Source organism: Leucothrix arctica (assembly GCF_003172895.1).
In the GTDB taxonomy this organism is placed as follows: Bacteria; Pseudomonadota; Gammaproteobacteria; order Thiotrichales; family Thiotrichaceae; genus Leucothrix; species Leucothrix arctica.
In genome coordinates this window covers 1-24,051 of sequence record NZ_QGKL01000006.1, presented here as the reverse complement: position 1 = coordinate 24,051, position 24,051 = coordinate 1, and the positions used below count along the sequence as shown (strand labels likewise).

Sequence of the window (24,051 nt, the reverse complement as noted above, 5' to 3'; positions counted from 1 at the left end):
ATGAAAACGTTAGTTTGCACAGTAGGCGGCTCGTATCAGCCAATCGTGACAGCAGTCTTGGCAACTAAGCCTGACTTTGTTCTGTTCGTATGTTCTGAGGATGACTTAGACACAGGCCGATCTGGGTCTTATGAGCAGATAACGAAGAAAGGTGTTTTCTTAAAAAGTAACTTTAAGGATGAAAAGCCAACGAAGGCTAATATCCCGAGTCAGCTTGAAATGATAGACGACTCGTTTGAGGTTTTATGTGTGCACTCTGATGACTTAGATGATGCTTATAGCAAAATCTCACAGAGAGTCAGTGACTTTGTTGAGCGTGGTGATGAGGTGCTTGTGGACTATACGGGCGGCACTAAGTCTATGTCTGCTGCTCTGTGTTTGGCCGCGCTTGACTTTGAGTCGGTAAGTTTACAGCTTGTTACTGGTATGCGAGCCGATTTGAATAAAGTGAGCGATGGAACTCAGCAAGCTGTTCAGGCAAGCATCGGTAGAACTCGTTTCCGCTTGAAGCTGCGACAGGCTTTAGCGTCTTGGGAAGTTTATGCATATGACGATACAATTTTGCAGCTTGCACAGCAGTCTCCGACTTATCGTGATGATCGTGCTGACTTATCTGCTGTTAGAAACTTGAGTCGTGCATTTGCAGCTTGGGATCGTTTTGAGCATCAGGAAGCGTTCAGTATTATTGAGTCTTATGTGAAGCGGTTTGGTGTTCAGCTGATTCCTTACCTGACACAGCTTCGATTAATTACAACAGACTCCCCTAAAAAAGTACCAGTGTTGCTCTTTGACCTGTGGCTAAATGCGCAACGAAGAGCAGAACAGCGACGTTTTGATGATGCTACGTCTAGAGCTTATCGACTATTAGAATGGTCAGCACAGTGGTTGTTACAGTCTCAAGCTGGGATTGATGCGAGCAATATACAAGATGAGCAAATTCCAGAAGGAATGGTGATTTACGCGAATAGTAAAGGAATAAAGCAAACAGCATTGCTTGACTCGTGGCAGCTTGCATCGATCAAGTGTAGTGAAGACGTTCAGGAATATTGGCAAGAAAATGAAATGAGAATGAAGGACTTATTGAGCATTCGAAATAACTCGATACTTGCTCATGGTTTTGACCCAATTACGGAAGCTCAGTGGAGTCGTATGCTTAATTTCATTGAAGATGGATTAATACCATTGTTAACTCAGCAAGCTCAAAAGCAAAAAATAAAGCTAAATAAAGTTCAGTTGCCAACTGAGCTGATTGGCTTATTAAAATGAACAAAATAAATACGCATGTATATTTAGTATCTGCTCAGGCAACGCCTAATATTACACCTGCTCTAGATAGTGGAACGCGCCCAGAGTCAGTCGTCTTAGTTGTGAGTCCTGACATGGAAAAGCAAGCTGAATGGTTATCAGATGTGTTGAAGTCAGCAGCTGGCGTTAAAGTTTCTCTATGGCCTATTAATCACCCGTGGAATATTTCTCACGTACAAGATCGTATTTTAGATTTAATTGCTGAGTTAGATGATGACTCCATTGCTTTGAATGCAACTGGCGGCACCAAGCCAATGAGTATTGGCGCGTATGAAGTATTTCGTGCAGATAAAAAGCCTATTTTTTATGTACATCCAGAGCGAGATGAATTGGTTTGGTTGTTCCCTAGTCACCAGCCTAGTCATCGACTTGCTGATCGAGTGAAGATACCGCACTTTATTCAGTCTTATGGCGGCAAGGTTGTTTCTACGGGAGCTTCTAGTATTCCACCAAGCTATCGTGATTTTGCTAATACATTGATTGATAACATTGAGCAGTATGCAAGGTCATTGGGTACGTTGAACTGGTATGCGAGTAGTGCGATGAAAACGTTATCATCAGATATTGTTCATGACTCTGCAATTCGAAATCACGGGTTTCGTGAATTACTTGGAGAACTAAGTGACCTTAATCTCGTTAGTTTAGTTAATGGTCGGTTGAAGTTTAGTAGTGAAGAAGCGCGTTTTTTTGCTAATGGTGGGTGGCTTGAGCAGTACGTTTTATCTGTGCTTAATAGTCTAAAGAAAGATCTACCTTCGATTCAGGACACTGCTTCTAGTGTTGAAATTGTTCGTGGTGATGGGGTTAAAAATGAGCTAGATGTTGTGTTTTTAGCAGATAACCGTTTACATATTATTGAGTGTAAGGCAAAGAATTTTAAGGCTGGTACTGCAACGAGCGGTGCAGAAACGCTCTATAAACTTGATAGCTTGGTTGAAGCTGTCGGCGGTCTTAAAGCGGAGTCGTTGTTGGTCAGTTACCAACCGCTAAGCGAGTATGACAAAAAGCGGGCTTCTGAAATGGGTGTGAAAATTATTCACGGTAGTGAGTTGAAACAACTCAGAGTAAAACTAAAAAACTGGATTAATCGAGCATAGTAAAATGACAACATACTTTATTTCCCGTCACCCAGGGGCTGTCGATTGGGCAACCTCCGAGGGTCATCATGTAGATGAGCAACTAGCGCACTTTGACCCTAAGCAAGTCAAACAAGGTGACAAAGTCCTAGGCACGTTACCCATTAACCTTGTAGCAGAAGTGAACGAGCGTGGTGGCGATTATTACCACCTCTCACTAGACCTTCCTTCTGAGATTCGTGGTAAAGAGATTACCGCTGAGGATATGAAACAATACGGGGCGCGACTAGAGCACTATAGCGCAAAGAGACTAGATAGATGACGTGGGGTTTTTTTTGGGAACAGCTAGATCGCTTTGGCATCATTATCGGACTGATTACTGGTGTGATAACGATGCTGATTTGGTTACATCTAAAATGGCGTGAGAAAAAAGACAACGACTTAATAGCGGTTAATTTGCTGGACTTATCGGTGGGTTACAAAGCGACGTTACCCTGCAAAATTCGTCGTAAGAACTTAACAAGGGCTGAGTTGCAGGGCTTGTTAGGTATGCTGCCGATGAATGAAAAAGGAAAACGATATGAGCTTGACGGGCTTAACCATGTAGACTTTTTTTCCTCGCTTGAAAAGGCTCAGGTGTCTAGAGATATTTATGAGGTAAATATTTTATGTACTAACGATGATTTGATGCAGTTTGATAAAGCGAGACTGGAGACCTTTTGTGAGATTAGCGAAATCTAAAGGAGGAGGGATGAAACCTAACTTTTTGGAATTGAAAATTTTAACCAGCCCCCTCTGCAAGTGGTTGATTAAAAAGGTCGAAAAGAGGCCTTGCAGTGAAAACGGTGCCCTGATGAAGAAGGGATTAAGACTACGAAAAAGCTTTTAGATGGTAGGTTTGAGTAGGTGAAAACGGTGCCCTGATGAAGAAGGGATTAAGACTTTGCTGCGGTCACTGCTTCTCGTTTAGTCTTATGTGAAAACGGTGCCCTGATGAAGAAGGGATTAAGACGGCTATAAAATACCCGTGGTTGCCTAGCTCTTTAGGTGAAAACGGTGCCCTGATGAAGAAGGGATTAAGACTACTCTTGCTCTGTTTGCTCTGCCTTAGGCTTAAGGTGAAAACGGTGCCCTGATGAAGAAGGGATTAAGACTGTGCTTTTTGCTTGAATGTAGCCCCTTCCTTGTAAGTGAAAACGGTGCCCTGATGAAGAAGGGATTAAGACTAAGAGATACGATTCTTGCGGCTAGTGTATATGGTGAAAACGGTGCCCTGATGAAGAAGGGATTAAGACCCATCGTTAAACTCTACTACAGCAAGTCTTAGTCGGTGAAAACGGTGCCCTGATGAAGAAGGGATTAAGACTTTAGCAACTGCCTCAATATCTCTGCCCATGTAGTGAAAACGGTGCCCTGATGAAGAAGGGATAAAATATGAAAGAAAACGAAATACAACTGCCAATGGCTCAGTACCGCCTCAAAGCGATAGCCAAGGAAGATATTCAACTACCCGCCTACACAGGTTCAGCGTGGCGTGGGCTGTTTGGTCACGCCTTGAGGTCAGCCGTATGTGTCACGGGGAAGCCTGAGTGCAAAGGTTGTTTGCTGTATCAAAACTGTGTGTATAGCTACGTCTTTGAAACACCGCCACCAGCGGGTACTCAAGTCATGCGTAAATACACCGCAGCGCCACACCCCTTTGTATTGATTCCTAACGCCAATCAGTCCACTGAGGTCAAGCAAGGTGACGAACTGCTGCTCGATTTCACGTTGTTTGGAAAAGCCAATCAGCACTTGCCATACATTCTCTACGCTTTAGAAAAGGCAGGAGAAAGAGGCTTGGGTACTAAGCAAGGGCAGTTCTCTGTGACTTCCTTGTGGCAGCAGCAAGATGATTGGCAATGCATTTATGAAGCGGGAGGAAGTTTGCAAGCGTTGCCGCAGCAGTTGCCCGTTATACCCGAGTGTCCGCAAGGTGAGGTGGTTTTGCGCTTAGAAACACCGCTAAGACTGCGTTTAAAAGAGCGCGAAGTTGGCCCTAAAAACTTAGACTTTTATTCGCTCTTTAGTGTCCTTATGAGGCGACTATCTATGTTGCGTCAGTTTCACACAGACACACAGCTAGCGTTGGACTTTAAGGAGCTTTCTGATCAGGCTAGAGCCATGACTATATTGCGCAGTGAGTTACATTGGCATGACTGGTCGCGTTACTCATCTCGTCAAAAAACGTCGGTAAAAATGGGCGGTCTAATGGGTAGCATCACGCTCGATGGCGCAAACTTGAAAGCATTTTGGTCTATTCTGTATTTAGGTCAGTTTATACACGCAGGAAAAGGCACAGGAATGGGGCTAGGGCGCTTCACTCTACATGCAGAAAACGTGGTGCCTAAAGTGAGTCTTTAAACATAAATGTGGTTGCTTGTTTAACAAGCTTTTGACGACGTGACAATGAATGATAAGTTTGGGAGAATGGTGATAAGTTGATCTGTGATTTTACTGGCTTTTGGGAGAGTAAGTGCCCAAACCTAACTTTTTTGATTTGAAAATTTTAGCCAACCCCCTCTGTAAGTGGTTGTTTAAAAAGGTCGAAAAGGTGCCTTGCAGTGAAAACAGTGCCCTGATGAAGAAGGGATTAAGACCCAAATTTATCGGCTTCTTCCTCCGACCAACGCGGTGAAAACAGTGCCCTGATGAAGAAGGGATTAAGACAGAGTATTTGTAACCAATACCATGTTATCAACGTGGTGAAAACAGTGCCCTGATGAAGAAGGGATTAAGACGTATAGTGTTTTCACCGCTCGCGCCACAATCATTAAGTGAAAACAGTGCCCTGATGAAGAAGGGATTAAGACCGCCGCTATATTTAAACCCTGCTTCTTTAATCTCGTGAAAACAGTGCCCTGATGAAGAAGGGATTAAGACCAAAAAGTTTTCCACATAACACACGGTTTCAATTCTACCGTGAAAACAGTGCCCTGATGAAGAAGGGATTAAGACTGGTGCTTTCTTTACTGGCTCGTCTTCAACTTCAAGGTGAAAACAGTGCCCTGATGAAGAAGGGATTAAGACGTACTGAGCTAGGCACACAGGAGCGGCTAAGGCGTGAAAACAGTGCCCTTATGAAGAAGGGATTAAGACCTGACTCTGCTGCTTCAAAACCGTGAAAACAGTGCCCTGATGAAGAAGGGATTAAGACTTCTTGGCTAGTTGCATACGCTCATTGATGATGTGTGAAAACAGTGCCCTGATGAAGAAGGGATTAAGACACGTTATTGAATTCACGCTGATCAAACAGGTGAGGTGAAAACAGTGCCCTGATGAAGAAGGGATAAAAACGTAAGTTCACTACTTAACTATTGAGTATCAAGTTAATGTAATGAACTCATTTAAAACGGGCATGTAAAAACACACCCGAACCAACGTTCAAACTTGTTTTTTTATCGAGAAAGAGAAATTTTAATCTCAACAGGAACGACGCCGCAAACACCTTTCGTTTCAAGATGGTTCCCGTCATTGATGACAACATCGTTAGGGATGTTGTTATAGGTTCTTCAGGTCGCCATTCAGTATGATTGGTTTCATGCCAAGTATCTCAGGCTTACACGACTGCTCACCCGGCTCATTCAACAAATAGAGTGGTTTACCTAGCGCATACCCAAACGCAAGCTCAATCAATGAGTTGGGGCCAACATAGCCCTCTATTCCATTTTTGGTGTAGTTAGCGATTAAGACCTTGTCCGACTTTTCAATCTTAATAAGGTGGGCACGAATATAGTCACCTTTTTGAACGGCAAAAGCTTCTTCGCCTATTTCAGCCCGTGATAAATCACGTTCTTGTTCTATGGGGTAATAACTCGATATTCCAGCCTTGGTTAGTAGTACTGAAATCTCTTTCATTTGTCCGATAAACATCATGGAGCCGCATAGTGCTATGTTTCTGTGTTCGATTTTAGTTTCTCCTTACCTGTATTACATTTTCGTGCGCTGTAGTCATAACCTAAGTTCAATTAAATCTCAAACTGAAACCCACCCCGAACCAACTCATGCCTCCGACCAGCCATAGCCGCATTGATATAGGTCGTACCATTCTTAGTCAACGAACCAGCACTATTATGCACATGCCCAAAGCAATGAAAGCGCGGCTTAACTCTCTCAAGCGCCTTTGATAGGTAAGGGCAACCATACGAAGCGCCACGGCTCGACTTGTCCAACACACCCTTTCGCGGTGTATGAGTAATCAGGATGTCAGTTTCATTAGGAATCTTTGACCAAGCCTCTTCAAGTTCTTCGTTTTCCTTAAAGAATGCTTGTTGGTAAAGCTCTGGCACCCAAGGCGAACCGTAAAACTGGATGCCTTTGTATTCGTAGCTCTCGTCACATAAAAACACGGCATTATTGAAAGGATTGCCCTCTACTTCATACCTGTCTTGCAAGTTATTATCATGGTTACCACCCACGCAAAGAATGAGATCAAACTTTTGCTTACCGAACCAATGATCCATCATATCGACATCGTAGCCGCTGGGTTCAAACAGATTAAACATGTCGCCACAATGAATCAGAACATCGCCCGACATCGCACCTAGTTGTTTGTGCTGTCCGTGTGTGTCACTAATAACTGTTATTTTCATTATTTTAATCCCCTTAGAATGTTACCGACTGTCGGCACAAGGGACTTATTGTTGCAAAAGTGAACTAATTTACCAATTAAATTAGAGTAATAAACTGTCACAACGGGTAGAGCCTCAAACAATAGCGCTTTGGCTTTCAAGGGCCCATTCCACAACCCTTTGTTGAGTTGTTTATTTCTGTGGAGGAGTAGTTTTGCTAGAAAGTGATGACATTGTTTCGGCTTCAAACCCAACAATATTACGAGTCTCTTTACTAAACTCCACACCAATCAAGTGTATTACTTGGTTCAGAGCTTGGTATTTATCCGCGTAATTTCTATCTTTGATTTGTTGTAGCGCTTTACCTTCAGGCGTTAGCTCAACCACCTTAAACTCAAAAATATATACTTGGCCGTTAAACTTCAGTGTCATATCGATACGACCAAGGCTGGTGCTATCTTCTACGATGATATTCAAACCCAACGATGCAAAGTAAGAGTAAAATACTGAGGCGTAATAGCCTTCGTAATTTTGTATTTCGTTATTGGTATACCACTGATGCGGGATGCTGGAGTAGAAGCTATGAAACAGTTGTTTTAGTCAATCAAAGTCATTAACCGTCAAACGCTCAATCAGTGAAACGGTATTTTGACTGCGCTCATTTTCATTATGCACTAGTACTGATAACAAACTTTCGTTGAGGCTTTGTAGTACTTCTTGATTGGGGTAACCCAAGGTGTAGTAGGTTTGCCCGCCGAGTCGCTTGCTGTCTTTAATCGTTAGGTAGCCTGTTTGAAACAATAGCGCTTGAGCATTCATATTCTCAATATCAAAACTAGAGAGCATATCGCTACTCGACAGTAAACTGCCAATTTTAGGTGTAGCAATCTTATGGTTGATTAACCAGTTAACTAAGAATGTCGGTGTGCCCGTTTCAAACCAGTAGTTCTGAAACTCTCGTTTATTAAAGAGCTGAAGAATGTCGAAAGGGTTGTAAACACCATCACCTAGCCAGTTGTAGCCGTTATACCAGCGACGAATTTCATCACGTTCAAGCCCGTCAAGTTCAGCGGCAAACACCAAATCAATATCACGGTCTGTATAACCGCATAACGTAGAGTAGCGATGATCTAAACTGATGTCGGTTAAATTATTCAAACCCGAAAAAATACTCACCTTAGCGAACTTACTGACCCCTGTAAAAAAACTAAACTTTACGTGAGCCTCACTATCTTTCACCGTGCCGTAAAAGCCCCGCAGCACATCGCGGTTTGTTTTCGCCACGTCTGGTTGCTGTAGGGCATCAAGGATAGGTTTGTCGTATTCATCAACTAACACAACTACCTGTAAGCCACTTTGCTCATGGATGTGACGCATGAGGGCTTTAAAACGGCCAGAGAGGGTCGTGTGTGTTGTGTGATGGTTGAATGCTTTGTCTAAGTCATCCAGCTGTTCAGTGATGTTCTGCTGCAGCTCATCGATTGCAGTATATTCACCACCACCAAAGCTAAACCGAATCACAGGGTAACTAACAGACCAATCCCATTGTTTATGGATAGCTAAGTCTGTAAATAACGTCTCTTTTCCTTCAAACAATTCTTTTAAAGTATCAAGGAATAAGCTCTTACCGAAGCGGCGTGGACGAGACAGAAAAAAGTGCTTTGCTTCATTGATGAGGTTAAGCGCCATCTGAGTCTTATCAACATAATAGTAATTGTTCTCGCGTATTTCGCGAAAAGTTTGAATGCCGATTGGAAGTCTTTTTTTCTGGCTCATAAACGTAGCGTTGACTGTGGTTAACTGCTTGATACTTTAACATGTTTGTAAGCTACGTTTATATTCATCGTTAGCGTTTCAGGTATACCATGATGAATAGGTACTATTTTGCGGTCAAAGACCTCCGTGGTAGTCTTTATGCTCTAACTTAGATTTCTGACGAATAACAGAGGCGTTGATAATGAGCGACAACAACTACACCCCACCAAAAGTCTGGAAATGGGACAGCGAAAGCGGCGGCAAATGGGCAAGCATCAACCGTCCAATCGCAGGCCCAACGCATGATAAAGTGCTGCCAATCGGTGATAAGCCACTACAGTTGTACTCACTAGGCACACCCAACGGCGTTAAAATCACTGTTATGCTTGAAGAGCTATTAGCACTTGGCAAAACAGAAGCAGCCTATGACTTGCACATCGTCAACATCGGTGAAGGCGAGCAGTTTGGTTCTGACTTCGTAAAGCTAAACCCAAATTCAAAAATCCCTGTATTGGTCGACTACTCCAAAACACCGCCACAGCCTGTTTTTGAGTCATGTGCAATCTTGCTTTCATTGGGCGAAAAGTTCGACGCATTTATACCGACAGATCCTGTGGAGCGTATGGAGTGTATTTCGTGGTTGTTCTGGCAGGAGAGCAGTGCGTCATTCTTAGGTGGTGGCTTCGGGCACTTCTACAGCTATGCGCCGTACCCAATGGAGTATCCAATTGATCGCTACACGATGGAAACTAAGCGTCAGTTAGACGTATTAGACCGTCACTTGGCCGAGCAGGATTACATGTGTGCGAGTGGCTACTCAATTGCAGATATCGCGATTTGGCCTTGGTACGGGCGTGTTGCAACGGGTGATGTGTATGGTGCGGAAGAGTTTTTAGATACGAAGTCGTACACAAACGTTTTAGCATGGGCGAAGCGCATCGAAGAAAGAGAAGCGGTTAAGAAAGGTTTAGCGACTGCTTTGTAAGCGGTTCAAACTTAAGTTTTACGGCTAAAAAAATGGCGCAGACTTGAAAACAAGCTGCGCCATTTTTGTAACAAGCGTTAACTCACTTTTTGTGAGGTTCGTGCTTTTCTTCAGTCTCTGTCTTTTCAGACTCAACCTTTTTTTGGATTGGTTGGTTTCTAACACACAACAATTGATCAGGCATGTATTGGCAAGTACCAATGTATAGGTCGCTATGCGCACCTTCATACTGACAGGCTTGTGACTTTTGCTTGGCTTCACATGCTAGCAAAGCTGCACCACTAGGCGCGCCAGTGTGTGCCGAGGCAACACTAAAGGTGAGTACTGCGGCTATCGTTGCCAATACTGGCAGTGCTTTATTTAACACTTTTTTAAATGTCATGAGTAAATCCTATTAACCTGCATCATGTGGTGGAGGGCCGTCAGGACGACCGCCGGGAGGAGGGCCACCAGGGCCTCGACCCGATTGAATTGACTCCCCGTGAAGACAACCGATAAACATGTTTTCGCTCGGGCTGGCAACATGGTAATGGTAACCACGCACATCATCCGTTTGACCACGACATTCATCTAGACCTATCGCTTCTTTGCCTTCTGCGTCTTTCATCGCGTACATGCCATAACCGTCGGCCGCATAACCAATCAGAACCGCGTGTCCGTCATCTGACTTTTCAGCAGCGTCTGAACACCCCGTTGTTGAGTGATAGTGGTAGCCTTGGTGAGTATTCACGTGACCGCCGCAGTCATCGAATGCAGCAATCGTGTAAGCACCTAAAATAGCGTCAATAGGCGCTGAGCCTGAAAGCTCACTACCGTCTAGTGCGATACCCGCAGTACTAACGCGACCTGTCTCAGCAGCAGGGATTGGCGTCACAGGGATTAGGAAGGTACGAGAGAAATCGTCATCAAGGTATGAAAGCTCACACTCAATACAGTTCTGCATGTACTCTTCTTCAACGTCTGGTTTTGCAGCACCTAAGCACGCAGCCTTCGTTGCGGTATAGCGGATTTTGTTTGTTTCAGGGTCATAAAGCATCCACTTGTCATCGTCATAGTAGCTACTAAGATTTAGGATGAATTCACCCGTGATGTCGACAAGGTCGCCCGAGCCTTCTTTACTAAACCAACCACCACCGACTTCTGCACTATCAGACGTTGTTCTTGGGCAATAAGGACCAGGCTCACGACCTGCCGGTGCGCCAGCAGTAACAAACTGATAGCACTTAGTGGCCGTGCCCGCGCTAGTTTCACAGTCAACGATGGTTGGCTCTGAGGTAAACGCATCTTTGACAAACATCGAAAGATTGATGCCTTCATTGACCGTTTTACTTGTTGTTTTGACGGCTGTTTCAGCAACTTCGACAACCTTCTCAGCAACCTTTGCCACTTCCGTCGCTGCTGGCTTCGCGTCGCTTGGGGTGCTGTTACACCCAGCTAAAGCAAATGCACTCAAGGTAACAATACCGAGTAGTGATTTATGAATTGATAGACTCATGGTTTACGTCCTTTTGTGACTGCCAATGTTTAAATTTATTAGCCAGTTTTATATATCACTATAGTACAAAAGGAATGTGTAGGAATGATGGAGGTTGTTATTATTCGCTGGTTACTTGGAGCTGCCAAGCACGTGTACTTTTTTTGTATTCTAGCTCTGAGCTTTTAATGGATTGTCGGTAGTTGCAGTTATGAATTAGTGTGATTTCGTGGTCAAATTCAGTTTGGTTAACCAAACTGTGGCTAAAGGCTTGAGCTAAGCAGTAGTTAAACAGACCAGGACCTGTGACCCACCATACATTTTTGTCTTGCAGCAAGTCCTCTTCAAACGTAGCCAATGTTTCGAGTGCTAATTTAATAATGGGCGACTGTTTAGGGAGAGCTATAAAGTCATTCGTGATTTCCAAAATATTGAATATTTGATACCTAAGAGTCGCGGAATTATTTGCTGATACTTTTCTTTGGCAATAAATGTCCACATCTGCATAAACCCCGCCTTCGTTATATAAAAAGAAAAGTCGGAATATATCTGCTTGCATTGCTGGGTGGTTACGCTTTTGGAACAGATCAACTTGCTCTTGACCGAAGTGAGTCAGCAGATAGTTACTGGCTGACTCAAAATTAAATAGTTTATATTCGTAGTCTGAGTAAGCTTTTTTCCAGCTTTCGATATTCACTAATACATCATCAGGAGGTGTCTGTTGATCCCAATATTGCATTATTTTTTTAGGGACATGAGTAGGTTCGCCAGAGATTTTTGCGTTATGACCGTTAGGCAGTATTAGCTTGGATAGATATAAAGACGACACTACAACTTGTTTGAAGAAGTTCTCTTCATTTTTGATTTGTTGTATGTAAGTTAATGACAGGTTCTGCTTATCGGTCTGTTTCGCAAGTTGCACAACATCGACAGTTTTATACACGTTTAAATATTGTCTGCGAATATTTAACATTGCCTGTCCCCATTGATTCTCGGTATTACTTAATTTAAGTAGTTGGCCTAGTGCATCATCAGTTATTTGAGGTTCGGCAAGTAGTAAACCTAAACTAAAGCGCTTTTGATAGACGTTATGCTTCAAATGTAATGGTAGCTTAGGTTTAGCAAGTATTTGGTCAGAGAGTTGTAAAGTTTGAATAAATGTTTTAGTTTCCAAAGATACGTTTAATTTTAAAAGGTCTGACCAAGGGTGTAACTGGTACCAGCTTGCAATAGTGTCAGCTAACGTATATTCACCAGTTTTAAAGCAATAGAATGCAACTTCTCGAGCGAGTGCTTCATATTTATTTCGATCTTTTAGTTTTTCTAGGAAGTAGTAGTGCTCAAAAGAAGCTATTGTTCCAAGGCCTGCTTCACAAGAAAAGCGAAAATTTATTAGAGAAACTCTGGGGATATCGGCCTCTAGAATGATTTGCTCTTTAAGATGGTTTTGCCAGAATAAACGTGCTCTGTTGAAGTGTCCTTTTGATATGAGTTGGTTTACATAAGGGAATAGAGCTTGCACTAAGTTTTTTTCAGCCACTTGTCGCCAATTGTCTTGGGTATCTTCTCGTTTAAGTAAGGCGTTAATGTAATTGATGCTCTCTTCTAAATTTCCAACTTCACGAAAAGAAATGGCTATATCGATGTATGAGCGCTGATCATCGGGATATTGGTTGAGGAGTCCTTTGAAGCCTTCAATAGTTGCGTCGTGTTCTCCTTGTGCTCTAAGGTTAAGTAGCTTGGTTCTCAATTGGTGTAAGTTTAAAGCTTCCATGTACTTTTCCTTCCCTTAAATCGCTCTTGAAATATGTTGGATCATCAGCCTGATTTTAAACAAAAAAGGCCTCAGGTAAATGAGGCCCTTTCTCAATTAGATAAGATGTTCATCTAATTCACTTTCTATAAACGCTATGATTAGTCACGACGCCAAGAAGTCTCAGTACCTTTATCTTCCAACGTAACACCAGCAGCCTTCAATTCATCACGAATGCCATCAGCCTTACCCCAGTCCTTATCAGCTTTAGCCTGAATACGTTCTTGAATCTTCGCTTCAATCGCGTCAGCATCCAAACCATCTTCGCCAGCATCTTTCTGTAGCCACTGATCAGGGTCTTGCTGCAACAATCCAAGTAAACCACCCAAGTGCTTCAACAAAGCAGCCAACGGTGCAGCTTCTGCTTCACCCTTAGTCTGGTTCAATTTGTTTACGTCACGTGCCAACTCAAACAACGAAGCCAACGCCTCAGCCGTATTAAAGTCATCATCCATCGCCGCGTAAAACTTATCTTCATAAGCTGTCCAACGCGTGTATTCCACTTCTGGAATGCCACGTAGCGCGTTGTACAAACGGTCAAGGGCAGATGTAGCGGCGTCAAGTGACTCAGTGCTGTAGTTAAGCGGGCTGCGGTAGTTGCTAGAGATCAAGAAGTAACGCACTGCTTCTGGAGAGTAAGTCTTTAGCACGTCACGAATAGTGAAGAAGTTGCCCAAAGACTTAGACATTTTCTCGTCATCAATACGGATAAAGCCGTTGTGCATCCAGTAGTTTGCAAAGTGCTCACCAGTGCAAGCTTCACTCTGTGCAATCTCGTTTTCATGATGAGGGAACTGAAGATCGTGTCCGCCACCGTGAATATCAAAGCTATTACCCAGAATCTTAGTCGACATAGCAGAGCACTCAATGTGCCAGCCCGGACGACCGTTGCCCCATGGAGACTCCCAAGAAGGCTCGCCTTCTTTAGCAGGTTTCCAAAGAACGAAATCTAGTGGATCTTTCTTTGAGGTGTCAACCGCAACACGCTCGCCAGCACGTAAGTCTTCAACTTTACGACCAGACAGCTTGCCGTAGTCAGGGAAGCTTGAAACGTCAAAGTAAACGTCACCGCTCTTACCTTGGTAAGCATTGCCTTTCTCAATAAGCGTCTCGATCATCGCAATGATCTCTGGAATATTCTCAGTCGCTTTTGGCTCATGTGTAGGCGGTAGTACACCCAGCGCACGCTCGTCTTCATGCATCGCGTCAATGAAACGCTCAGTCAATGCCAAAAACTCTTCGCCATTCTCGTTTGCACGCGCAATGATCTTGTCATCAATATCAGTGATGTTACGCACATAAGTTACATTCAAACCACGTGCTTGTAGGTAACGATAAACCACATCAAAGGCAACTAATACGCGTGCATGGCCAAGGTGGCAGTGGTCGTATACCGTCATACCGCAGACGTAAAGTTTTACTTCACCAGCTGTGCGTGGTTCAAATTTTTCTTTCTTATTAGTTAGGCTGTTATAGATCTGTAACATATATTTTTTCAACGTACCGATGAGTGTGATAGGGCTTCATCGCATAGTATCAGAGGTATTTTGAATCTGCTATGAGCAGCGCTTTAAAGGCTATAAATAGTCGTGTTTTAGCAAGGTGTTTTTTTTGTTTAAAGCTTGAGCTAGTAGAGGTGTTGTGGAAAGTAGCAGCGACCCAATGAATCAGCTATCATGCGCCATTTAATGCAAAGAATAATCTAGGATGAAACTATGAATCGTTTTCTGATAGGATTTCTGACCTTTTTCGTTTTAATCAGTGGCTGCAATGCTGACTCACACAAGTCTGCAGAAGTAGTGGCTGAACCAAGTACTAAACCACAAACACAACCTCCTGGAGATAAAAAGTCGATGACTAATGTAAAAATGGATACTAGCAAGGGCGTAATCATGCTTGAGCTTGACGCTGAAAAAGCACCTTTAACGGTTGCTAACATCGAAGCGTATATCAAAGATGGTTTTTATGAAGGTGTGATCTTTCACCGCGTAATTCCTAATTTCATGGTTCAGGGTGGTGGTATGAATCCTGACATGTCTGAGAAAGCAGACAAGCGTCCTCCTGTAAAGAATGAAGCTAACAACGGCTTGAAAAATGACCGTGGTACGTTGGCAATGGCTCGTACTAACGATCCTCATTCTGCGTCTTCACAGTTCTTCATCAACTTGAAAGACAACGACTTCCTAAACTTTACAAGTGAGTCTCCAGCAGGTTGGGGCTACACAGTATTTGGTAAAGTAACTGACGGTATGGATGTTGTTGATCTAATCGCTGCAGTAGAGACTGGCCAAAAAGGCTACCACGGTGACGTGCCTACAGAGACTATCACTATCAACAGCATGACTATTGTTGAGTAATTGAGGTCTTAGATATGCAGAAGAGTACTTGGTTTATTTCGGATTTACATTTAGACGCTAAGCGTCCTCACATTGTGCAGGCGTTTATGCAGTTCCTTGGTAGCATCCACGGTAAAGCGGACTCGCTGTATATCTTGGGCGACCTGTTTGAGTATTGGATTGGTGACGATATTGTTGACTCGCCAGCCGGCCAAATAGTGACGCCATTACTGGGTGGCCTGCGTCAGTTATCTGACAGCGGCACCCAGTTGTATTTTACGCACGGCAACCGAGACTTCTTAGTTGGCGAGCGTTTTTCTGAAATGACTGGTTGCGAGTTATTACCAGAAAAGAAAGTTATCGATCTATACGGCACACAGACCTTATTGATGCACGGTGACACCTTATGTACTGACGATGTTGAGTACATAGAGTTACGCAAAATGTTTTATGACGTCGAGCGTCGTAAGCAATTTTTGAGCTTTAGCTTTGAACAACGTGTGGCCGAGGCTGATCGTATTCGTCAAGCAAGCCAAGCGAAAATGAAAGAGAAGTCATCCGAGATTATGGATGTGAATCAGCAAGCGGTTGAGTTAGCGATGCAGGAAGCAGGGGTTCAGCAATTGATCCACGGCCATACTCATCGTCCCGCTATTCATGAGTTTGAGCTTGCGGGCCAACCTGCAAAGCGTGTTGTATTGGGTGACTGGTATGAGCAAATGAGTTGTTTAGAAGTCAATGCTGATACTTTCAAACTGAGTTAATTTCGACATGATAAAAGTGCTGAAGTTTTTACGCATGTTTGCGCATTTATTTTCGGGTGTTTGGTTGGTGTTTTATCAAACTCGAATTAAGAAACGTAGCGCGCAAAACCCAGAAGTTCAGGCACGTATTAGACAGTGGTTTGCTAAGTCATGTCACATCCTTGGTATCACGATTAATCAGCAGGGCGAGCCTATTGATGGGCCGGTGTTGTTTATTGCGAACCATGTCTCGTGGTTAGATATTCCTTTGGTTGCCAGCGTGGCGAGTCCTCGGTTTTTGTCTAAATCAGAAATCAGCAGTTGGCCTGTGATTGGTTGGTTAGCTCGCAAGGTAAACACATTGTTTATTGTGCGTGGCGATCGCACGGCTGCAGAAGCGGCGAGTGCAGCGATTGTTGAGGGGTTGGAAGAGAAAAGCCAAATCCTTATTTTCCCCGAAGGTACAACCACTGACGGCAAGGTCGTGGGTCGACTTCATGCCCGTTTGTTTGGCGCACCGATTAAGGTGTCTGCACCTGTTCAGCCTATTGTTATTCACTACACCGATAATAATACGGATGCGCAACAGAGTGAGCGAGTGCCTTATATTGGTAAGCAAACGCTCATAGCTAACTTGTGGGCGGTGTTGGGTTGTAAGGACTTAAACGCTAATGTCTATTTCTTACCCCCCGTTGAAACAGGTGACATGCCTCGTAAAGAGCTGGCCAATACACTGCAAACTCAGATGCAGATTACCCTGCAAAAGTCACAAGCTAAGCTGCGTTTAAGCCACTAATCTATAAAAGTTTGTCAGGCTACTGTCTGTGACTCTATACTGGTTATTAAGTAATTAATCTTACTCAATTAATCAATAAAAACAGTATAGAGTTTGAATTATGGCAAAGAATTATTCCGAGTGTATTCAGTGGAGTGCGGACGAGTTTAATAACTTCGGTAAAGTACCCCAAGTATCCCCCCATACTTATCACAAGCTGGATCTGTTTAGCGACGAAACGCTAACAGCATTATTAGATAACTATCCACGTAAGTGGTTGCAGTGTTACACCATGGGCTTTGACCCTGAAAATCATCAAGACTGGACGCCTGTCCATATTGCAGATAACACTGGCGCAGAGATTTTAGAAGCATTGCAGCGCGGCCGTATGTGGGTCAACGTCATCAATATTGATAAGTATAACGGCGAGTATGCCGAGCTAATCAGGCAGATGTACGTGACCATCAATGATAAATGTGATCATATTACCAATGCTAAATCGGCCTTTAGTGCACTGATCTTGTCGTCACCGGGTGTGCAGGTTTACTGTCATATCGATGCAGATGCGAATATGTTGTGGCATTTAAAAGGTCGCAAGCGTGTTTGGGTTTATCCTGCACGAGATGAACGTTTCACACCGCAGACGTATATTGAAGAAATTATTGGCCAAGACCGCCATGAAGATATTCCTTATGAGCGTTGGTATGATGATCATGCCATTAGTCATGAGTTGCAGCCGGGCGAAGCCATTAGTTGGCCGCAGCATTCACCGCATCGTGTGGAGAACGTGGACTTTAATGTGTCTTTGACGACTAGTTATGGCTCGGCAGAGAGCCGTCGTCAGCTGAGTGTTCATGGCGCTAATCACCACATTTTGAAGCCGTTGGGTATCACACAGCGCTCGACTGAGCTTGAAGGTGTTGTGCCTGCGTTTAAAGAGCTGTGCTATCGCGGTATGAACGTGTTGAACTTGCTTAAACAAGGCAAGCGCAACGCGACTAATGTGACTGACTTACAAGTCGACCCTGAGCATCCTCAAGGGATGTCAAAGCGTGACGATAAGAGCCTAACCAAGTTTGCCTACTCTGATAAAGACGAAGACTAGGTTAGCTTAGATTAAGTTGGGCTAAACACAACTCAACTGGCCTAGATACGATAAGCCGCTTCGACCATGTCCGGAACTAACACTCCATAAATTCTGGACTGGTCGGTGGCTTCTTTCTCTTTAAATACCACGAACAATGCCTCAGCCCCAGACTGGAACTTTTGGTGCGCTTCGTAGAGGTTCTTTTGCAGCGAGATTGGGTCTAAGTGTAAACGTCCACCAGGGATGTTGATTAAGTCAATCTCAGCTAAATCTTCAGTACTTAAACTCAGGTATTTCGCTAAATCCACCGTCGGGAATGCGCGAGTTGGTGCGCCATTTTCACTCAATATAATCCACTCTATCTGACTCTTCACAATATCCTCGGCACGACTCTGTGTGATGACTCGCGTGGAGCGTGTGAAGTTTCTAGCCAGTACGCTAGCAACACCAATTTGCTGCAAAACTTTAGAAGCAGGATTGACTTGGTAGTCCTGCTCATTGCTGCGTAGCATGGTGAGAAACAGCGACTCTTTCTTGAAGATAACGCGTGAAGTCAGCTGTGCGGCAATAATGGTTAACATGCCCGGCATAACGATGCCCGGACTGTAAGTGAGCTCGATAATCGCAGTCAGTGCGGCAAGGGGGGCTTGTAAGCTAGCGCCAACCATTGCGCCCATGCCGAGTAGGGCGTAGAAGCCAATATCTGCAGGCGTCCAACCTTCGGTAAAACTCACTGCAAACCCAGCGATAGCACCGATACCTGCACCTATAATAAAGGCAGGGCCAATCATTCCCGCAGGCACACCCAACCCAACACAGAAGCTCGTCGCGACCAACTTAAAGGCCACGAGGCTAAACAGCGCTAATACGGTGAATGATTGCGGGTCTCTTAATAGATTGATAACCGTGTCATAACCAACGCCCATGACTGCTGGCTCAATCACTGAGCATATGCCTGCAATAACACCGGCGGCAGCTAGCTTCCACCAGATCTCTATCTCACGTGTGTGTTTGGATATGTTTTCTAACATGTGGTTCATCAGGGCCGCAGCGCCACCGATACACACGCCTAGCACGATAATAATTGGCAACTGTTTGAGCGAGCTTAAATTCATATCTGGCACAACGAAAGAGGGCTCGATACCAAACACTGCGTTAGACAAGCTAGTGGCAACCACTGAAGCCAGCATGATGGGAATGAAGCTCGCAAGGCTGAACTCCATCATCACCACTTCTAGTGCGAATAATACGCCCGCCAGTGGTGTGTTAAATGACGCTGCAATACCTGCCGCTGCGCCACAGGCCACCATGGTACGCATACTGTTATTAGGCAGCGATACGCTCTGTGCAAACAAACTACTGATGGATGCGCCAAGGTAAACGTGTGGGCCTTCTCGACCTACGGAGTGACCGCAAATTATAGCGATAGCGGCACCAAAGAACTGCAACATAAACCCACGAACACTGAAGTAACCTTGATGGTAAGTCAGTCTGTCGATCACTTTAGCGATACCTAAAACACGCAGGTTTTTTGTTGAGTAAAAATAGAATAATAAGGCGAGTAAAATACCGCCTAATACAGGCAGCAAGAAGCGACCAAACGCATCTAAACCTTCATAGTTTTCTGAGCCTTGACCGGGGAGAATATTCTCTTGAATTGTCTCGACGAGTAGTCGGAAAACAATGATCACACCACCCGCTAAAAAACCGGTAATGAGTCCCACCAATGCAAGGTGCATGGGAGCGTCAGGTTGCGATAACTGAATACGTTCGTTTTCCAGCCAGTGTTGCCAGATCTTTCTAATTGCTTTTGTGGTCCGCATTCGAGGCATATCGTCGGTGTGTTAGTAGTTTTATGTGTTAATAATAATTAGAAATGTTCAAAAATTATTATTAAAAGTGTTGTTTTTTGTACGTGATGACGGCGTTTAAGAACTCGTAGAGCCAGCCAGTAGCGCACCGAAACTTATGAAAATACCACCGGTCACGCGGTTAAATACTTTCATAAAGCTCGGTTTAGAAAATTGTTTATTCACTTTGGTACCAGCGATGGCATACAGCAGTGTAATCACATAATTCACCGTGATCCATGTCACCATTAGGATGGTTAACTGTGTGAAGAACGGTTGTTGGTTATTTAAAAATGCTGGAAAAAGTGCCGCAAAAAACAGTAGGTCTTTTGGGTTAGTAAGGCTGGTGATAAGGCCTTTTTTAAATAGCTGCCGAGATGACTCGTCGGCTTTGCCATCAACGGCTAAAGGATCCGTTGTCGTGACAGGCTTACGCCATGTTTGAACGCCTAGGTAAACAAGGTATGCCGCACCTGCAATTTTGAGCACGATGAAGAGCGTGTCAGAAGAGGCAAGTAATACTCCAAGTCCCAATGCTGAGATAAGCATAAGGATAAAACTCCCCGTGACATCCCCGATGATGGTCGCGTTAGTTTTTTTAACCCCGTATTGGTATCCGTGGAGCGTCGCTAACAAACATGAAGGCCCGGGCGTTGCTATTAATAGCGATACGACGCCTAAGTAAGCAAGCCATGTTGTCAGGTCCATTTTTGCGCTCCTAGAGTAGGGTGGAATAAATCCTAAGTTGTACTCTGGAGTATATGTTTTTCGTGGATTGAAGTGTAGTCCACAAGCGGTTGTAATTGCTGTTATTTAAATGTTGGCTGGAATTATTTTAAAATATGTACAGACTGTTTCGGCTCGTGTGCCTCGTAGGCGAGTTGTAGGCTTGGATGCATTGCTGAAATTGCCTATAACAATGAGTGTGCGAATAGTGGTGCGGTTGATTGTTAAGGCTTGGGATTAATTAGCTTTTTCGGAGATGTTTATACATCCATATTGTAGATGTAGCGTTGTTGCTTTGGGTAAAAATGGTACTATTCAGTTAGTTTTTACGTATTAATTAATGGTGAAAAGCGTTATGAAAATTATAAAATGGTCTTTTCCTATATTACTTGCCGGCATTGTAATAGCGGTACATTACTTTTGGTTGAGTAAAGGTTTATTCTCTGAATTTACATGTGAAGCTGAAAAGTGTGGTGGTTATATTGAAATATTCACTCATATAGCAGCAGTTATTACCCTATACTTTTTTGCACTTAGGCTCCATCACCAAGAGAAGCAAGTGGATATCCAGATTCAACAAACTGCTAATCAAAAAGAACAAATTGAACTGCAAATTAAGCATCGAATAGATGACAGGTTCAAGTCATCTATTGAGTTATTAGGTGGTGACGACATATCTGTAAGAATTGGTGGAATTTACTCGTTATTTTATTTAGCTACTGAAGAAGATAAGTATAGAAATACTATTGCAAATATTCTGTGTTCATATATACGTAGTAGAACTCAAGAGAAAGATTATCAACTTAATAATTCGAACGCGCCTTCTAATGAAGTTCAAGTTACGATTGATCTCCTTTTCAAGGAAGATGGCTTATTTAAAAAACATTTCGATGATATTTTGAATAGTGCAAATCTAAGAGGTTCATACCTTGTTGGTGCTGACTTTAGTAAGTCTGAATGTAAAATTATTGATTTTGAAGGATCTGATTTAGAGAAGTCCAACTTCGAGTATGCAAACTCTGAATCCTCAAGCTTTGAGAGTTGTAGATGTAAAGATGCGATTTTTACCTATGCAATTATGGAAAAAACTCGATTAAACAAAGCTGATTTCTCTGGTGCGGAGTTTAGTTTTTGTAAACTAAATAAATCTAGTGTTTTTAATACAGATTTTAGTAATGCTAAATTCCATGATACTGAGTTTAAAAAAGTACATTGCTCGGGAGATGCTACTTTCAGTGATAATGTGAGAGTTAATACTGGTAGCCCCACAGAAAAAGAGGTACATGAGTCAGGCTTCAAATCCGTTACTAGTATGTTTCCAGAGGGTGACTACACTCTAAATCCGAGTGGTTCTGAAAATACCTAACAAGACTTTTCAATAAACCTTAATTAACATAACTAACAAGTGGTGAGTTGTAATAATAGAATCCCAAACTACCAAATAAGAACCTTAAATTTATGAGACCTAAATGGGCATTTCAATTACTCCCTAGTATTCCTAGAGTGCTTGGTGAGTGCTTGGTTGGGATTGATACCGAAACAGGCGAGGGAATTCTGATTGAGTTTTCTGAGTAAGACTTATCATTAAAGAGGTCAAAGTATTCGTGCCTACTAAAGACATTGGTTTACCATGGCACTGATGATTATTGATCGGGATTGACTGGATGAAAATTTCTAAAAAAGTATACCTCCGAAGTGCTGTTACCTTGCTTTGGTTTGTAGGCGCAGTGGTTCTATTTCTAGGATTGATAGAAAGCGATAATTGGATGATTCAAAATGGCGCGTGGTTTTTCCTGATCATAGGATTGGTTAATATATTTGAGACATATATGATTTACAAAGGGGAAACGAACCAACAGCACAAGGACTAAGCGGTTGGTAACCAGATACTGCAAGGCATCTGGAATGGATAAATTACAACCAAGATCACGTGATTTTTTATATGAGCTGCTTATGAGTAATGAAGAGTACGTCAGTCCTGAAAACTGCCCATTGTGTAATAAAGCTAATGACTGCGGTAATTTATCAAACAGTAATAAGCCGTGTTGGTGTATGGACGAAAAATTTACGTTTCCAGAAAGCCTACTCAATCAAGTTGAAGTGGCCGCTAAAAATAAAGCCTGTATCTGTAAACCTTGTGCGTTAAAGCACAAGGCTCGATAGACGTAAATTTTAATTTGCCGAAAGCACGACATCACTGACTAGAGCTTCACTTTTGGCCGCGGTTTCGTCGCTATCACAAAAGAAACCAAGGGTTTCGAGTGTTGCTGTGCCAGTACCACCGATGTCTTTGTATAGTTGTCTAAGGTCGACTTTCTGATCAAACCATTTTCCGACATTACTATTTAGACCATTTGCTACGTAGTGGTAAAAGTTACCGATTATTTTGTAATCGCCTGAGGCATACTTTTTGTTACTCCAGATAATTTCCATCGAACGGCGCTCTCCGTTCTCGTTCGAGAAGGTTAGATAGAATCGGACAGGGTGATCGTCTCCTTCGTGGGTGGCTTCATCAACGTCACTGTCGATTGGTTGAGTGACTTTCCAGCGCCATGAGAGCATTGGAAGTGTATCGAGCGGGATAGCAGTATCACGGGCAAAGATAGACGCGCTATTGTCTGTGGAGCAGCGCAACACTGATTTCCCATCGTCTTCGACCATTTGATAGTCCGCAGGGCTTACCGTCATAAATTTTCGATGCACCCAACCTGATGGTAGCTCCTCAGTGTTGAGACCTGCCAATAGTGCGACAGAATCACCGCTTGCTAGCAACTGGTCACCAGTATCGAATGGTGATGGTCGTGTTTTCCAGTAAACAGCAGCTGCAACGGTAATAAGAACTAGGATGAGTAGTATTTTTTTCATATTGAACCTTTGCAGCGGTGTTGATTAGGGGCTAAAGCGATTGAAAGCTTTATGGCTTCGAAGCTAACCAGTTTGTGAGGCGTTTCATACGCCACAATCCTTTAAATTTATATACGCAAGAATGATCTACTTAGTTGCGTGGGGACACAGTATTTAGACTGATTATGGTAGATTGAATATGTAAGTTCTACAAGGAAACGTGAATACTATGAAAATAGCAATAGTTGTAGGAGCCACTGGTTTAGTCGGAAAAAGTCTGGTCGACCAATTAGCCGCAGTGTTGTGGTCAACTAAAACTGGCCACCTCTTTAGAGGTTAATCCAAATTTTTCTTCTGCCATTATTGGCGATAGCCCGCCATTGTTAGCATGTGGGCGGTAACGATTATAATACTGATTAATGTATTGAGTAATCGCCTGAGCACCTTCGTTAAATGAAACGTAACCTGATTTTGGCATCCACTCGGTTTTAAAGCTTCTAAAGAACCGTTCTACGGGTGAATTATCCCAACAGTTTCCTCGTCGGCTAAGGCTTTGCCTCATGCCAAAATGCCACAGGCATTGACGGTACGCCTTACTGGTGTAGTGGCAGCCTTGGTCACTATGAAATAGAATACGTTTAGGTTTCCTTCTGCTTTCATAGGCCATTCTTA

Annotated in this window: 22 protein-coding genes, 1 pseudogene and 2 CRISPR repeat arrays; of the genes and pseudogenes, 12 read left to right on the top strand and 11 right to left on the bottom strand. The window is 43.3% G+C overall.

The window, feature by feature from the left end:
- The 5 genes from DKT75_RS01080 (at position 1) to cas6 (ending at position 4,784) form a co-directional block, all read left to right on the top strand.
- Positions 1-1,266: a TIGR02710 family CRISPR-associated CARF protein gene (locus tag DKT75_RS01080; protein ID WP_109821590.1), complete on the top strand. Its 1,266-nt coding sequence runs from the start codon at positions 1-3 to the stop codon at positions 1,264-1,266.
- Positions 1,263-2,402: a Card1-like endonuclease domain-containing protein gene (locus DKT75_RS01075; RefSeq protein ID WP_109821589.1), complete on the top strand. Its 1,140-nt coding sequence runs from the start codon at positions 1,263-1,265 to the stop codon at positions 2,400-2,402. Before DKT75_RS01080 ends, DKT75_RS01075 begins: the two co-directional genes overlap by 4 nt.
- Before the next feature lie 4 nt (positions 2,403-2,406).
- Entirely contained in the window at positions 2,407-2,703 is a 297-nt protein-coding gene (csx16, locus tag DKT75_RS01070; protein WP_109821588.1) for a CRISPR-associated protein Csx16, read from the top strand.
- Entirely contained in the window at positions 2,700-3,122 is a 423-nt protein-coding gene (locus DKT75_RS01065) for a hypothetical protein (RefSeq protein ID WP_109821587.1), read from the top strand. The genes csx16 and DKT75_RS01065 overlap by 4 nt, the downstream gene beginning before the upstream one ends.
- 95 nt (positions 3,123-3,217) lie before the next feature.
- Positions 3,218-3,816: direct repeats of the CRISPR family, unit length 36 nt.
- A gap of 26 nt (positions 3,817-3,842) precedes the next feature.
- A complete protein-coding gene (cas6, locus tag DKT75_RS01060; RefSeq protein WP_109821586.1) occupies positions 3,843-4,784 on the top strand; it encodes a CRISPR system precrRNA processing endoribonuclease RAMP protein Cas6 in 942 nt (313 codons plus the stop codon).
- 199 nt (positions 4,785-4,983) lie between these two features.
- Positions 4,984-5,717: direct repeats of the CRISPR family, unit length 36 nt; unit sequence GTGAAAACAGTGCCCTGATGAAGAAGGGATTAAGAC.
- A 204-nt stretch (positions 5,718-5,921) separates the two neighbouring features.
- On the opposite strand, the gene DKT75_RS01055 is transcribed toward cas6, so the two are convergent.
- From DKT75_RS01055 to DKT75_RS01045, 3 genes and pseudogenes are all read right to left on the bottom strand, one after another.
- On the bottom strand, positions 5,922-6,296 hold the full coding sequence (locus DKT75_RS01055; protein ID WP_109821585.1) for a TIR domain-containing protein: 375 nt from the start codon (positions 6,294-6,296) through the stop codon (positions 5,922-5,924).
- Between the two features lie 92 nt (positions 6,297-6,388).
- Positions 6,389-7,012 carry a metallophosphoesterase family protein gene (locus tag DKT75_RS01050; protein ID WP_109821584.1) on the bottom strand — a complete coding sequence of 208 codons (624 nt, stop codon included), beginning with the start codon at positions 7,010-7,012 and terminating at the stop codon, positions 6,389-6,391.
- A 171-nt stretch (positions 7,013-7,183) separates the two neighbouring features.
- Positions 7,184-8,767 (bottom strand): annotated as a pseudogene (locus DKT75_RS01045) (ATP-binding protein).
- 181 nt (positions 8,768-8,948) lie between these two features.
- On the opposite strand from DKT75_RS01045, the gene yghU reads away from it, so the two are divergent.
- The gene (yghU, locus tag DKT75_RS01040) at positions 8,949-9,731 is read left to right on the top strand and encodes a glutathione-dependent disulfide-bond oxidoreductase (protein ID WP_109821583.1); all 783 of its coding nucleotides are present in this window, start codon (positions 8,949-8,951) and stop codon (positions 9,729-9,731) included.
- An 82-nt stretch (positions 9,732-9,813) separates the two neighbouring features.
- Here the strand turns inward: yghU and DKT75_RS01035 are convergent, their stop codons facing one another.
- From DKT75_RS01035 to cysS, 4 genes are all read right to left on the bottom strand, one after another.
- Positions 9,814-10,113, bottom strand: coding sequence for a hypothetical protein (locus DKT75_RS01035; protein ID WP_109821582.1), 300 nt, complete (start codon positions 10,111-10,113; stop codon positions 9,814-9,816).
- A 12-nt stretch (positions 10,114-10,125) separates the two neighbouring features.
- Positions 10,126-11,226: a YHYH protein gene (locus tag DKT75_RS01030; RefSeq protein WP_109821581.1), complete on the bottom strand. Its 1,101-nt coding sequence runs from the start codon at positions 11,224-11,226 to the stop codon at positions 10,126-10,128.
- Positions 11,227-11,326: 100 nt separating this feature from the next.
- Positions 11,327-12,979, bottom strand: a complete 1,653-nt coding sequence (locus tag DKT75_RS01025; protein WP_109821580.1) for a glycosyltransferase family 32 protein — start codon at positions 12,977-12,979, stop codon at positions 11,327-11,329.
- Positions 12,980-13,119: 140 nt separating this feature from the next.
- Complete coding sequence (cysS, locus tag DKT75_RS01020) at positions 13,120-14,505, bottom strand: cysteine--tRNA ligase (protein WP_109821579.1); 1,386 nt, start codon at positions 14,503-14,505, stop codon at positions 13,120-13,122.
- Positions 14,506-14,733: 228 nt separating this feature from the next.
- Here cysS and DKT75_RS01015 point away from each other — a divergent pair, with 228 nt between their 5' ends.
- The 4 genes from DKT75_RS01015 (at position 14,734) to DKT75_RS01000 (ending at position 17,977) form a co-directional block, all read left to right on the top strand.
- A complete protein-coding gene (locus DKT75_RS01015; protein ID WP_245923028.1) occupies positions 14,734-15,375 on the top strand; it encodes a peptidylprolyl isomerase in 642 nt (213 codons plus the stop codon).
- Positions 15,376-15,389: 14 nt separating this feature from the next.
- Positions 15,390-16,118, top strand: a complete 729-nt coding sequence (locus DKT75_RS01010) for a UDP-2,3-diacylglucosamine diphosphatase (protein WP_109821578.1) — start codon at positions 15,390-15,392, stop codon at positions 16,116-16,118.
- Between the two features lie 7 nt (positions 16,119-16,125).
- Positions 16,126-16,893: a lysophospholipid acyltransferase family protein gene (locus DKT75_RS01005; protein WP_109821577.1), complete on the top strand. Its 768-nt coding sequence runs from the start codon at positions 16,126-16,128 to the stop codon at positions 16,891-16,893.
- Positions 16,894-16,993: 100 nt separating this feature from the next.
- Entirely contained in the window at positions 16,994-17,977 is a 984-nt protein-coding gene (locus DKT75_RS01000; protein WP_109821576.1) for a hypothetical protein, read from the top strand.
- Between the two features lie 41 nt (positions 17,978-18,018).
- Here the strand turns inward: DKT75_RS01000 and DKT75_RS00995 are convergent, their stop codons facing one another.
- Together DKT75_RS00995 and DKT75_RS00990 are read right to left on the bottom strand one after the other, a co-directional pair.
- Complete coding sequence (locus DKT75_RS00995; RefSeq protein WP_109821575.1) at positions 18,019-19,782, bottom strand: chloride channel protein; 1,764 nt, start codon at positions 19,780-19,782, stop codon at positions 18,019-18,021.
- 105 nt (positions 19,783-19,887) lie between these two features.
- The gene (locus tag DKT75_RS00990; protein ID WP_109821574.1) at positions 19,888-20,517 is read right to left on the bottom strand and encodes a LysE family translocator; all 630 of its coding nucleotides are present in this window, start codon (positions 20,515-20,517) and stop codon (positions 19,888-19,890) included.
- Between the two features lie 373 nt (positions 20,518-20,890).
- Between DKT75_RS00990 and DKT75_RS00985 the strand changes: the two genes are divergently transcribed.
- Positions 20,891-21,901: a pentapeptide repeat-containing protein gene (locus DKT75_RS00985; protein ID WP_158278770.1), complete on the top strand. Its 1,011-nt coding sequence runs from the start codon at positions 20,891-20,893 to the stop codon at positions 21,899-21,901.
- 539 nt (positions 21,902-22,440) lie between these two features.
- On the top strand, positions 22,441-22,698 hold the full coding sequence (locus DKT75_RS00975; RefSeq protein ID WP_211665107.1) for a cysteine-rich CWC family protein: 258 nt from the start codon (positions 22,441-22,443) through the stop codon (positions 22,696-22,698).
- A 9-nt stretch (positions 22,699-22,707) separates the two neighbouring features.
- Here DKT75_RS00975 and DKT75_RS00970 read toward each other — a convergent pair whose 3' ends face one another.
- Both DKT75_RS00970 and DKT75_RS00965 read right to left on the bottom strand, forming a co-directional pair.
- Positions 22,708-23,400, bottom strand: a complete 693-nt coding sequence (locus DKT75_RS00970; RefSeq protein WP_109821571.1) for a DUF3047 domain-containing protein — start codon at positions 23,398-23,400, stop codon at positions 22,708-22,710.
- 286 nt (positions 23,401-23,686) lie between these two features.
- On the bottom strand, positions 23,687-24,051 hold a 365-nt coding region (locus tag DKT75_RS00965), incomplete at its 5' end, for an integrase core domain-containing protein (protein ID WP_146201295.1).